This is a genomic window from Stenotrophomonas sp. GQ19 (genome assembly GCF_059758695.1).
Window position 1 is genome coordinate 567,564 of record NZ_JCAXES010000001.1, and the last position, 12,186, is coordinate 579,749.

Below are 12,186 nucleotides of genomic sequence, written 5' to 3' on the forward strand. Positions count from 1 at the left end.
GGGCATTCCTTGGGATCGAGGGGATTCAGGCACCCGGGCGCAGGCTGCGCCGGGCGAAATGACGGGGCGTACAGCCGGTCACGGCGCGAAAGCTGCGCACGAAATGGCTCTGGTCGAAGAAGCACAGGCTGCTGGCGATCTGGCTGACCTTCAGCCCGCCGGCGTGCAGCAGCTGCTGGGCATGTTCGATGCGGCGCTGGCGCAGGTACGCGGTCGGGCTCATCCCGGTACCGGCACGAAACAGGCGTGCCAGGTGGAAACGGCTGACGCAGGCCGCGGCGGCCATCTGTTCGACCAGCACCGGTTGCTGCAGGTTGGCATCGATGTAGGCCAAGGCACGCCGCAGCGCCGCCACCTGGGTGGGCGGCAAGGCGACAGGCGTGGGCGGCGTCGGGGGGGACGAAGCGGCCATCAGCGGGCTCCACGACGGGGTGTGCCATGGTCGCCGCGACATGCGTATGGCCCTACCCTCCATCGGAGGGAGCGGCGATTACTCTTTCGGGTGATCACGCCCGTTGCCGCCGCCGGGCGACTGCCGCAGCACGCGTCGACCGAAACGACGTGCATCCAGCGAATAGGCGCCGGGGCCCAGCAGCAGCAACGCGACCGGCAGCGGCAGCCAGGCCCAGTGCGATGCCGCGTGTAGGCCCATCATCAGCAGCAGCGTAACCGCTGCCAGCGGGGTCCACACGCCCACCAGCAGCAGGCACGCCGCCACCAGCGGCGCCAGCTGCAGCCAGCCTGTCGGCGCCATTGGCAGCGTAAGCACGGCCGCGCACAGGCCGAGCCGCAGCAGCACCAGACCGACGCCGGGCGCACGGTCGGGGAACATCACGAACAGTCGTTGCATGCGGGCGGTCCAGAACGGGCCCGGCAGGGGTACCGCACTGTCGGGCGCGGCGCCTGCCCCGAAAGAGTAAGCAGCTGCTGCCCCCATCCCTGAGAGAATGTGGCATGCCCGATGCCGTTTCCGTCCCCGCCCCTGCCCGCGCGCACCGCCGCGTGGCCGCCGGCTGGCTACTGCTGTGCCTGCTGCTGGCCGCATGGCCGGCGCTGGCGGCACCGCTGTCGGCGTACGAACACACCGCCTGGGTGGTGGGCCAGGGCGCGCCCGGGGATGTGTGGGATATCGTCCAGCCCGCCGACGGCAGCCTGCTGCTGGCCACCGGCACCGGGCTGTACCGGTTCGATGGGCGCCAGTTCGAACGCCCTGCGCCGCCCAACGGCAGCACGTTCCCGTCCTCGAACATGACCACGCTGGCGCTGGATCCAGACGGCACGCTCTGGATTGCCTACTACAACGCGGGGATCAGCCGGCTCGACCGCCACGGTCTCACCCACTACGCCCAGGCACAGGGCCTGCCGCCCGGGCTGGTGCCGCGGATCGAGCGCGATGGCAGCGGCCGGTTGTGGGCCGCCGCCGATGGTGGGCTGCGCTGGTTCGACGGTGAACGCTGGCAGGTACCCACCGCCGCAATGGGCATCGGCGATGTACCGGCCCAGTGGCTGTTGCGCGATCGGGCCGGGACGTTGTGGGTGATTGCTGCGCAGCGGTTGTGGCGACTGCCGGCGAACGGCGCGCGCTTCGAGCCGCTGGCGCTGCCGGTTGCGCCGTTCTCATCGCTGGCCCTGCGCGACAACGGCCAGGTGTGGCTGGCCGATCGCCAGCGCGGGCTCATGCCGGTGGCCGATGCCCGCGGACTGCTGCCCGCCGCGGAACGCGAGGCACTGCGTCGGCCCGCGTTGCTGGCCAAACGCATCCGGTTCGCCGCCGATGGCAGCCTGTGGGGCAGCCTGGTGGACAGCGGCGGCATCTTCCGCCTGGATGTCAGCGCGTCGGCCGCCGCCCCGGTCGAGCGCTTCGATGCTGCCCAGGGGCTGGCGTCGACCACGGCGGTGCCGGTGCTGGCCGATCGTGAAGGCACCTTGTGGGTCGGCACCAACCTGGGCCTCAACCGGTTCCGCGCCCATCAGGTCCGCAGCCTGACACTGCCGGGCCCGGCCGATCCGCTGCGCACGCTGTACCACGCACCCGACGGACAGGTGTTCGCCTACGGCGCCGACCTGCGCCCGATGGCATTACGCCGCACGCTGCTGCAGGCGCCGTCGGCCGACCTGCACCGCGCCGCGCTCGCCAGCGACCAGCCCCTGTGGGTGGTCGATTGGGAGGCGCTGCTGCTGATGCGCGATGGCCAGTCGCACGAACTGCACCCGCCCGGGCTGCCCGCGCCACGCGAACTGCGCGCAGTGCTGCCACTGGGTCGCGACGAAGCCTGGTTCTGCTTCGGCGACCAGCGCGTGATGCACTATCTTCGCGGCCGTTGGGACAGCGACCCGGCGCTGCCCGGGCACGCCTGCACCACCCTGGCGGCCGGCCCGGCCGGCGCCGTGTTGATGGGCTATCCCGACGGCGAGCTGCGCGTACGCCGCCAGCACGCGTGGCGGCATTACACCCGTGCCGACGGCCTGCAGGTGGGGCCGATCACCGCCACCGCCATGATCGGCACGCGGATCTGGGTGGCCGGCGAGAACGGGCTGGCGCTGCTCGGCGACGACGATCGCTTCCATGCGGCACAGACCGACACCCCCGGCCTGCTGGAAGGCATCACCGGCATCGTTCGCGACCGCACCGCCTACTACTGGTTCAACGGCAGCCGCGGCCTGCTGCGGATCGACGCATCGACCCTGGAGCAGTCGGTGCTGCACGGCAGGCCGGTGGAACCGCGGCTGTTCGACCGTGGCGACGGCATGCCCGGCATCGCCGTGCAGACCACCCCGATGCCCAGCGCGATGCTGGCGGCCGATGGCCTGCTCTGGTTGTCCACCAACCAGGGCCTGGCGTGGATCGACACCGGCATGGCACAGCGCGCCGGGCCCGCGCTGCAGCCGCGTATCGGCGACGTCTCCCATGGGCAGACGCAGCAGCCACTGCGCGACGACATGGTACTGCCCGCGGGCACCGCCCAGCTGCAGATCGACTACCTGGCACTGGCGTTGAGCCGCCCCGAACGCACCCGCTACCGCTACCGGCTGATCGGGCTGGACGAGCATTGGCAGGATGCCGGCACACTGACCCGTGCGTTCTATACCAACCTGCCGCCGGGTCGCTATCGGTTCGAGGTGGTGGCCGCCAACCAGGACATGGTGTGGAGCCCGGTAGCGGCGACCCGCAGTTTCCGCATCGCGCCGATGTGGTACCAGACACTGTGGTTCGACGCCGCCTGCGTGGTGCTGCTGCTGGCCCTGATCCTGCTGTCCATGCGCCTGCGCAGCCGCCGCCTGACCCAGCTGGTACGTGCGCGGCTGCAGGAGCGTCACGCCGAACGCGAGCGCATCGCGCGTGAACTGCACGACACGTTGCTGCAGGGCACCCAGGGCTTGATCCTGCGCCTGCATGCGGTCAGCCAGGCCAGCCACACCCCGCCGCCGGTCAGGGCCGCATTGGAAGCGGCCATGCAGCAGGCAGAAACCGCACTGGCCGAAGGCCGCGACCGGGTCAGCGCGCTGCGCGACGACAGTGACGGCTACCAGGACCTCGGTGCGGCGCTGGTGCAGGTGTACGGCGAGCGCGCCAGCGATGCCAGCAGCCCGGCGCTGCGCCTCAACGTGGAAGGCACGCCGCTACCGTTGCGCCGCGCAGCGGCCGAAGAGGTGTATCTGATCGGCCGCGAGGCGCTGTTGAATGCCCTGCAGCATGCGCACGCCGGCGCCATCGAGATCGAACTGGGCTACGGCTTGCGTGGGTTGCGCCTGCATGTACGCGACGATGGACGCGGCCTGCCCGAATCGATGGCCGAAGGCCATTGGGGACTGGTGGGCATGCGCGAACGTGCCGAACGCCTGGGCGCGCGCCTGCGCCTGTGGTCACGCCCGGGGCTGGGTACCGAAGTGGAACTGTTCCTGCCGCGCCACCGCATCTACCGCCGTTCGCCGCGCCGCTGGCGTTGGCCCCGTTTCACCGGAGAGTCCGCATGACCCTGTCGCCCGCCCCCATCGGCGTGCTCGTTGTTGATGACCACCCCCTGCTGCGCGATGGCCTGGCGGCACTGCTTGGCATGCAGGCCGACATGCGGCTGGTGGGCGAAGCGGCCGATGGCGAAGAAGCGGTTGCCCAGTACCTGGCCCTGCGCCCGGACGTGGTGCTGATGGACCTGCAGCTGCCACGTGTGGACGGCGTGGAGGCCATCACCCGGATCCGCCGCCACGACCCGCGCGCACGCATCATCGTGCTCACCACCTACCGTGGCGACGTGCGGGCAGTGCGCGCCCTGCAGGCGGGCGCCAGCGGTTACCTGCTCAAGGACATGCTGCGCCACGAGCTGATCGACACCATCCGCACCGTGCATGGCGGTCGCCGTGCCGGCATTCCCGCCACGCTGGCGGCCAGCATCGCCGCGCACGTGGTCGAAGACAGCCTGTCCCCGCGCGAAACCGAAGTACTGGGCCACGTGGCCGCCGGGCGCTCGAACAAGGCGATCGGCGAGCAGATGCGGATCTCCGAGCAGACGGTGAAGGCGCACATGAAGAACATCATGGAGAAGCTGGGCGCACGCGACCGTACCCACGCGGTGACCCAGGCACTCAAGCGCGGCATCATCAGCCTGGACGATGCCCAGGCCGATGGCGACGGCTGACCGCCGCATCGCTCAGCGGCGGCGCACTACCAGGCTCAGCGCCGCCGCAGCGGTGGCCAGCAACGCCACGCCGGTCCAGCCCCAATGCGCGAGTGCCAGGCTGCCGAGCGCACCGCCGCTGGCCATGCCCAGGAACACCCCGGTGAACAGCAGCGCGTTGAGCCGGCTGCGCGCCTCCGGCACCAGGCCGTAGACCAGCGTCTGGTGCGACACCAACGCCGACTGGAAGCCGAGATCGAACACCACCGCGCTGACCGCCAACAGCGGCAGGATCGCCGCACGTGGCAGCCACGCCTCCAGCAACAGCATCGCAAAGCCCGCCAGCGCCACCAGGATCGCAATACGTGCCACCGCATGGCTGCCGAGCCGGTCGGCCCAGCGCCCGGCCAGCGGCGCGGCCAGCGCACCGGCGGCGCCGGCGATGCCGAATGCGCCGGCCACAGCGCTGCCCACCTGGTAGCGGCTGTGCAGCATCAGCGCCAACGTCGACCAGAACGCGCTGAACCCCACCGCCAGCAACCCCTGCGCGAACACCGCCCGGCGCAGTGCCGGTTGCCCGCGCCACAAGGCCACCAGCGAGCCCAGCAGTGCCGGGTAGCCCAACGTGGTGGTGGGCGCGAACCGCGGCAACGCGCGCGCCAGTGCCAGGGCGATGAGCACCACCGAGACCGCCGCCAGGGCGAACATGCTGCGCCACCCCAGCCATTGCGCGACCAGTCCGCTGGCCACACGTGAGAGCAGGATGCCCAGCAGCAACCCGGTCATTACCTTGCCGACCACGCTGCCGCGCTCGGCCGCCGGTGCCAGGCTCGCCGCAGCGGGCACCACGTCCTGGGCCATGGTCGCGGTCACGCCGATCAGCAGGCTGGCCAGCAGCAGGGTCGGCAGGCTGCCGGCGAGCGCGGCCCCGGCCAGCATCAACGCCAGCAGCACGGCCTTGGCCAGGATCAGCCGGCGCCGGTCGAAGCGGTCGCCCAGCGGGGCCAGCAGCAGGATCCCCAGCGCGTAGCCGAGTTGGGTCAGCGTGGGCACCATGCCGGTGGCGGCAGGCGCGGCGCCGAGGTCTGGGCCGATCACCCCGAGCATCGGCTGGCTGTAGTAGATCGAGGCGACCGAGAAGCCGGCCCCGGCCGCCATGGCCAGGATCAGGCGGGGCGCAACGGCGTGCGTGGCCGGTGCCACGGCAGGGCTATGCGTACTGGACATGAGCAGTTCCAAGCAAGGAAGACGATGGCGCCAGCATCGGCCTTGAAGATCCGCCCGTGTAGTAGGCTGGCACACATATCGCCTATACGCATGTCGCATGACCATCCCAACCAGCGCCGCCGGTGCCGACCGGATCGACCTGCTGCGCACCTTCGTGCGCATCGTTGAAAGTGGCAGCCTGTCGGCGGCTGCCGTGCAGCTGGGCACCACCCAGCCCACCGTGAGCCGCCGTCTGCAGGCGCTGGAGCGGCTGTTCGGCCTGCAGCTGCTCAAACGGTCCACCCACCGCATGACGCTCACCGACGACGGCGAACGCTGCTTCGTGCATGCGCAGTCGCTGGTAGCCGACTGGGAGGCGATCCAGGCCGACCTGCGCGGCGAAGTGGACGTGCCGCGCGGGCGCCTGCGCGTGGTGGTGCCGCACGCCTTCGGGCAGGCCCAGCTGCTGGAGCCGATGCTGCAGTTCCTGGCGCGCTATCCGCAGGTCACCCTGGAGTGGATGCTGGAAGACCGCCATCCCGACTTCATCGCCGAGGGCATCGACTGCGCGATCCGGGTGGGGGCGGTGAACGCCCCGCATCTGGTCGCGGTGCCGCTGGCCGAAGTGCCGCGTATCGCGGTGGCCGCGCCGGCCCTGGTCGGCGCGGCCGATGTGCGCGACCCGGCATTGCCGGGCACGCTGCCATGGATCGCGCTGACCACGTATTACCGCGAGCGCGTCACCCTGTTGGCGGCCGATGGGGGTCCGGCGCTGCAGGTCGACATCCAGCCGCGGCTGCTCACCGACAACCTGTTCGTGGTACGCCAGGCGGCGCTGGCCGGATTGGGCGCGGCGGTGGTGTCGGCGTGGTTGGTGAGCGATGAGCTGCGCACGGGCCGCTTGCTGCGCCTGCTGCCCGAGCGGGAAGCACCGGCGCTGCCCGTGCACTTGGTGTACCCGTCTGCCCGGCAGATTCCGAGCCGGCTGCGGGCCTTCATCGATGCGATGAAGGCCTGCCTGCCGCACACCCACGGCATGCGCATCCTGCCCCCACCCCCGCGTTGAGGGGTGGCCGGCGGCCGCCATGGCATGGCCGGAAATTGCAAAGCCTTACTAACATAGCCTCTGCTATATTGCGGCCGTGGACATCCAACGCCGCCCCGACACCGCGTCTGCCTGGCCGTCTTCAGACGGCCACAGCCCCAGCCTTGGCGACATGAACGCCAGCGTCGCCGTCCCCCACGGCGGGCACTGGTGGTTCCGGCTGTTGGCGTTCCTGGGCCCGGGTTACATGGTGTCGGTGGGCTACATGGACCCGGGCAACTGGGCCACCGACATCGCCGGCGGCGCCCAGTTCGGCTACCTGCTGCTGTCGGTGATCCTGCTGTCCAACCTGATGGCCATCGTGCTGCAGGGGCTGTCGGCCCGGCTCGGCATCGCCACCGGGCGCGACCTGGCCCAGGCCTGCCGCGACCACTACTCGCGCCCGGTCACCCTGGGCCTGTGGCTGCTCTGCGAAATCGCGATCATCGCCTGCGACCTGGCCGAGGTGATCGGCACGGCCATCGCACTCAAGCTGCTGTTCGGCATTCCGCTGCTGGCCGGGGCGATCATCACCGCCATCGACGTGGTGCTGGTGCTGTGGCTGATGAACCGCGGGTTCCGTGCGCTGGAAGCGTTCGTGATCGCGCTGCTGCTGGTGATCTTTGCCTGCTTCGCGATCCAGATCGCCTTCGCCGCGCCGCCGCTGCAGGCCGTGCTCGGCGGCTTCATTCCCCGCGCCGAGGTGGTCACCAACCCGCACGCCCTGTACCTGGCCATCGGGATCATCGGCGCCACGGTGATGCCGCACAACCTGTACCTGCATTCGTCCATCGTGCAGACCCGCGCCTACCCGCGCACCGACCCCGGCCGTCGCAGCGCGCTGCGCTGGGCAGTGACCGACAGCACCATCGCCTTGATGCTGGCGTTGTTCATCAATGCTTCGATTCTGATCCTGGCCGCAGCGGTCTTCCACGCGCACGGCCGCACCGATGTGAAGGAGATCGAGCAGGCCTACGAACTGTTGGCGCCCATGCTCGGCGTGGGGCTGGCCTCGACCCTGTTCGCGGTCGCCCTACTCGCCTCCGGCATCAATTCCACGGTGACCGCCACGCTGGCCGGGCAGATCGTGATGGAGGGTTTCCTGCGCCTGCGCATCGCCCCGTGGGCACGCCGCCTGATCACCCGCGGCATCGCGATCGTGCCGGTGGTGATCGTCACCGCGATCTATGGCGAACGGGGCACCGCGCGGCTGCTGGTGCTCAGCCAGGTGCTGCTGTCGATGCAGTTGCCCTTCGCGGTGATTCCGCTGGTGCGGTTCGTGTCGGACAGGGCAAAGATGGGCGCGCTGGTGGCGCCGCGCTGGCTGATCGCGCTGGCGTGGGTGATCGCCGCGATCATCCTGGTGCTCAACGTGAAGCTGCTGGTGGACACGGTGGCCGGTTGAGCCGCATCAGTGCGCGAAAGCGCGGGCACTCCAGATGACGGGGGGCACGGCACGCCGCCGCGTGCCTCAAACCGTCACGCATCACGGTCATGCGCGCGATGCGCAGGTCCAGCGCATCGGCCTTGGCCGCCAGCCGCGTGCGATCGATGCCGGTGCCATCTTCGACCCCCAGCATCGTCCCGATCTCCTGCAGCGACAGTCCCGCTGCGCGCCCCAGCGTGATCAACGCCAACTGCTCCAGCACCGCATCGGCATACACGCGGCGCAGGCCATGCCGACCCATCGGCCGGATCAGGCCCTTCGCTTCGTAGTAGCGCAGTGCCGATGCGGCCAGGCCTGAGCGGCGGGCCACCTCGGCGATATCCAGCTCACGCATCGCTTGACCTCAAGTGCACTTGAAGTGCCAGAGTGCGGGCTCCCTTCCCTGCTGGCAAGCCCAGATCGAGACCGTCATGACCGATACCCCTCAACACGCCCTCTGGAACGGCCCCTCCGGCGAGGTATGGGTGGAGGCACAAGCGCTGCTGGACGGCATGTTCGCGCCGCTGGCCGAACAGCTTGCCGGGGCTGTTCCGGCAGGCCAGCCCGCACATGTACTGGACGTGGGCTGCGGCACCGGTGCGGTGTGCCTGGCCATCGCCGCCCGGCTCGGCGAAGGCGGCCACTGCAGTGGCGTGGACATCTCCGCGCCGATGATCGCCCGTGCGGTGGAACGCGCCGCCGCGGCGGGTCTGCAGATCGACTTCGCGGTGGGCGATGCGCAGCGGCACCGCTTTGCGCCGGCCCGCCTGGATCGCATCGTCTCGCGCTTCGGGGTGATGTTCTTCGACGACCCGGTGCAGGCGTTCGCCAACCTGCGTCAGGCCACGCGCAGCGGCGGCACGTTGCACGCGCTGGCCTGGCGCAGTGCCGCCGAGAACCCGTTCATGACCACCGCCGAACGCGCCGCCGCGCCCTTGCTGGCGCTGCCCCCGCGCACGGCCGATGGCCCGGGGCAGTTCGCCTTCGCCGATCGTCAGCATGTGCTCGACATCCTGGCCGACAGTGGCTGGCGCGATATCGAGGTGACGGCGGTGGACCAGGCCTGCAGCATCCGCACCGCCGACCTGCGGCGGTACGTGTCGTTGCTGGGGCCGGTGGGTGGGATGCTGCGCGATCCGCAGATCGACGCGGCGCTGCGTACCCGGGTGCTGCAGGTGGTGGAGCAGGCCTTTGCCCCGTTCGTGCAGGGCGACCGCGTTGAATTCGTCGCCGCCTGCTGGGCGCTCCGCGCGGTGGCACCCTGATCGCAGGGGCAGTGGTTGCCGTCCTGCAGGCGACACTCAGCGCGGCGGCAGGCGCATCAACCACCGCGTCGCCAGCATCGCCAACAGGGCCATCAGTGCGGCGGCGACGAACGCGTAGCCGGCGCCCTGCGCATAGGCCGCGCGTGCCAGCACACCCAGCGCATCCGCCGAGGTCGACAACTCGCCCACCACCACCCGTTCCAGCAACGCCGGCGAGACCGGGTGGCCGGCTGCGGACAGGCGGGCTTCGGCGGCGGCCCGCACATGGCTGGACAGCACCGCCCCCAACGTCGCAAACCCGATCAGGATGCCGGAGAAGCGCGCGGTGGTGCTGATGCCCGAGGCCATGCCGGCGCGGTCCGGGGGAATCACGCTCATGATCGCCTTCTGCGTTTCACCGTTGAGCAGGCCGCCGCCACTGCCCAGCACCGCCATCGCCACCAACAGCCCCGGCCCGCTGTGCTGCCACAACGACAGCGCGATGCCCAGGTTGCCGAGCACGGCCACGCCCAACCCCAGCGCGAGGATCTTTCCCGAATCCCAGTGCGCGCCCAGACGCCGGCCAAGGAACGGCAGCAGCAGCATCGCCAGCGCGAACGGCAGCATGTGCAGGCCCGCCAGCAGCACGCTGTCGCCGCGCACGTTCTGCAGCAGCAACGGCAGCAGCGACGCCATCACCTGCACCGCGGCGGCGTAGGCGAACATCGCGATCACCGCGCCCACCAGCGCCCGTATCCGGAACAGGCGCAGGTCCAGCATCGGCTGGGCGCGGCACTGTTCAACGCGGATGAAGGCCGCTCCCAGCACCACGCCGGACACCAGCCACGGCAGCACGGCGATGCTGGTCCAGCCTTCCACCGGGCCGCGGATCAGTGCCCACGTCCACGACAGCATGCTGCCGGCAAACAGCACCACGCCAGCCACATCGATGCGACGGCGCACGGGGTCGCGCGATTCGGGCACGAAACGCCCGCTCATCGCCGCCAGCAGCAGGCACAACGGCAGATTGATGTGGAAGGCCCACCGCCAGCCCAACCAGGTGGCAATCGCCCCGCCGATCAACGGGGCCAGCACCATGGTCAGGCCCATGATCGCGCCCCATATCGCCCAGGCCCGTGCACGTCGCGCAGGGTCCTGGTGGGCATGGCCGATCAGCGACAGCGCCGGGGCCAGCATGAACGCCGCCGCCGCACCCTGCCCGGCACGCGCCAGGTACAGCGCACCCGCCTGTGCTGCCAGCCCGCAGGCCACCGAGGTGAGCGCGAACAGCACCAGGCCGATCAGATACAGGCGCCGCCGACCGATACGGTCGGCCAGGGTGCCGGCCGGCAGCAGCAGCGAGGCAAAGCACAGCACGTAGGCGCTGACCACCCACTCGATGTCCGCGAACGACGCTGACAGGTCGCGCGCGATGGTGGGCAGCACCACCCCGACCACATTGGTGTCCAGCACCGTCAGTGCGCAGCCGGCCGATGCCAGCAGCAGCACGGCATCGGTGCGTGGCGTTGTGGCTCCGGCAGTGCTCACTCCCGGCGGCTCACGCGCCGGGCACCGTCAGTTTCGCGCGCAGCCGGGCGTCCATCTCCGCATCGGTGAGCGCATAGCCCAGCACGTCCTGCAGCGTGCCATCGGCGCCCAGCAGGAACCACGACGCGGTGTGTTCAAAGGTCGCCGCATCGCCCTCGCCCACCTGCCGGTAGCTGACCCGCAGGCTTTCGGCGATGGCACGGGTGCCGGCGTCATCGCCGCTCAACCCGATGAACGTCGGATCGAAGGCGGCCAGGTACTCGCGCAGGTGGGCGGGCGTATCGCGCCGTGGATCGATGGTCACGAATACCACTTGCAGCGACTCCCCCAGCGGCCCGAGACGGCGCTTGAGCTGCACCGCCTTGAGCAGGCTCAACGGACACACTTCCGGGCAGTGGGTGAAGCCGAAGAACAGCAACGTCGGCTTGCCACGCAGGTCCCGGATTGAAAGGGTGCGCCCATCGCTGGCCTGCAATGCCACCGCATCCAAGGCGGCCTGGCCCATGATCGGCGCGTCCGCGCTGCCGCAGCCGGCCAGCAGCAGGCCGCCCAGCAACGCCGCCAGCGCGCCGCGCATCACCGGTTGGCTCCGTGTTGGCTGGCGGGCCCACCCATGCCATCGCGCACCACGAACTCCACGGGCAGCGCGTCGCCATGGGCGAACTGCAGGCGCACCCGCACGTGCTGGCCCTCCTGCAGCGGGCGCTTGGGCATCATCAGCATCAGGTGGTAGCCGCCGGGCCGCAGCGAAGTGATCTTCCCTGCCGGCAGCGGCAGGCCGTCGGGCAGTGCCTGCATACGCATGACCTCGCCGTCCATGCGCATCGCATGGATCTGCACCTGGCCGAAGCCGGCCGCGCTGGCCGCCACCAGGCGGTTGGCGGCGCCGCCATTGTCCAGCTCCACGTAGCCGGCTGCCACGGCCGCGGCGGGCGGCGGCAATCGCACCCAGGCTTCACTGGCCACCACCGACGCGCTGTCGCGCCCGGCGGCGGTTGCCGGCAGCGACGCCGCCAGCCCCATCACGGCGGCCAGGCCGAGGCGGCACGCGCGTTGGATCATGAC

Annotated in this window: 12 protein-coding genes; 5 read left to right on the top strand and 7 right to left on the bottom strand. The window is 70.6% G+C overall.

What is annotated here, in order from left to right; all coding sequences use genetic code 11:
• Positions 1 to 25: 25 nt before the first annotated feature.
• Both AC6CHL_RS02340 and AC6CHL_RS02345 read right to left on the bottom strand, forming a co-directional pair.
• Positions 26 to 412, bottom strand: a complete 387-nt coding sequence (locus tag AC6CHL_RS02340) for a helix-turn-helix domain-containing protein (RefSeq protein ID WP_137189578.1) — start codon at positions 410 to 412, stop codon at positions 26 to 28.
• A gap of 78 nt (positions 413 to 490) precedes the next feature.
• A complete protein-coding gene (locus tag AC6CHL_RS02345; RefSeq protein ID WP_498293157.1) occupies positions 491 to 850 on the bottom strand; it encodes a hypothetical protein in 360 nt (119 codons plus the stop codon).
• Between the two features lie 104 nt (positions 851 to 954).
• Between AC6CHL_RS02345 and AC6CHL_RS02350 the strand changes: the two genes are divergently transcribed.
• Positions 955 to 3,975 (top strand): sensor histidine kinase, encoded by a 3,021-nt coding sequence (locus tag AC6CHL_RS02350; RefSeq protein WP_498293159.1) that lies wholly within the window; start codon positions 955 to 957, stop codon positions 3,973 to 3,975.
• Positions 3,972 to 4,634 (top strand): response regulator, encoded by a 663-nt coding sequence (locus tag AC6CHL_RS02355; RefSeq protein ID WP_448133757.1) that lies wholly within the window; start codon positions 3,972 to 3,974, stop codon positions 4,632 to 4,634. Before AC6CHL_RS02350 ends, AC6CHL_RS02355 begins: the two co-directional genes overlap by 4 nt.
• A gap of 12 nt (positions 4,635 to 4,646) precedes the next feature.
• On the opposite strand, the gene AC6CHL_RS02360 is transcribed toward AC6CHL_RS02355, so the two are convergent.
• A complete protein-coding gene (locus AC6CHL_RS02360) occupies positions 4,647 to 5,771 on the bottom strand; it encodes an MFS transporter (RefSeq protein WP_498293497.1) in 1,125 nt (374 codons plus the stop codon).
• Between the two features lie 166 nt (positions 5,772 to 5,937).
• Here AC6CHL_RS02360 and AC6CHL_RS02365 point away from each other — a divergent pair, with 166 nt between their 5' ends.
• Positions 5,938 to 6,885: a LysR family transcriptional regulator gene (locus tag AC6CHL_RS02365; protein WP_498293161.1), complete on the top strand. Its 948-nt coding sequence runs from the start codon at positions 5,938 to 5,940 to the stop codon at positions 6,883 to 6,885.
• 151 nt (positions 6,886 to 7,036) lie between these two features.
• The gene (locus AC6CHL_RS02370) at positions 7,037 to 8,308 is read left to right on the top strand and encodes an Nramp family divalent metal transporter (RefSeq protein ID WP_498293162.1); all 1,272 of its coding nucleotides are present in this window, start codon (positions 7,037 to 7,039) and stop codon (positions 8,306 to 8,308) included.
• Here AC6CHL_RS02370 and AC6CHL_RS02375 read toward each other — a convergent pair.
• Positions 8,271 to 8,684 (bottom strand): helix-turn-helix domain-containing protein, encoded by a 414-nt coding sequence (locus AC6CHL_RS02375; RefSeq protein ID WP_498293164.1) that lies wholly within the window; start codon positions 8,682 to 8,684, stop codon positions 8,271 to 8,273. The two genes, AC6CHL_RS02370 and AC6CHL_RS02375, sit on opposite strands and share 38 nt — an antisense overlap.
• Before the next feature lie 76 nt (positions 8,685 to 8,760).
• Between AC6CHL_RS02375 and AC6CHL_RS02380 the strand changes: the two genes are divergently transcribed.
• Complete coding sequence (locus AC6CHL_RS02380; protein ID WP_498293166.1) at positions 8,761 to 9,594, top strand: class I SAM-dependent methyltransferase; 834 nt, start codon at positions 8,761 to 8,763, stop codon at positions 9,592 to 9,594.
• Between the two features lie 36 nt (positions 9,595 to 9,630).
• On the opposite strand, the gene AC6CHL_RS02385 is transcribed toward AC6CHL_RS02380, so the two are convergent.
• From AC6CHL_RS02385 to AC6CHL_RS02395, 3 genes are read right to left on the bottom strand one after another with little or no spacing between them, the layout of a single operon-like run.
• Positions 9,631 to 11,121, bottom strand: a complete 1,491-nt coding sequence (locus tag AC6CHL_RS02385; RefSeq protein WP_498293168.1) for an MFS transporter — start codon at positions 11,119 to 11,121, stop codon at positions 9,631 to 9,633.
• Positions 11,122 to 11,131: 10 nt separating this feature from the next.
• Positions 11,132 to 11,698 carry an SCO family protein gene (locus tag AC6CHL_RS02390; protein ID WP_447593892.1) on the bottom strand — a complete coding sequence of 189 codons (567 nt, stop codon included), beginning with the start codon at positions 11,696 to 11,698 and terminating at the stop codon, positions 11,132 to 11,134.
• The gene (locus tag AC6CHL_RS02395) at positions 11,698 to 12,183 is read right to left on the bottom strand and encodes a copper chaperone PCu(A)C (RefSeq protein WP_447593894.1); all 486 of its coding nucleotides are present in this window, start codon (positions 12,181 to 12,183) and stop codon (positions 11,698 to 11,700) included. The genes AC6CHL_RS02390 and AC6CHL_RS02395 overlap by 1 nt, the downstream gene beginning before the upstream one ends.
• Between the last annotated feature and the right edge of the window lie 3 nt (positions 12,184 to 12,186).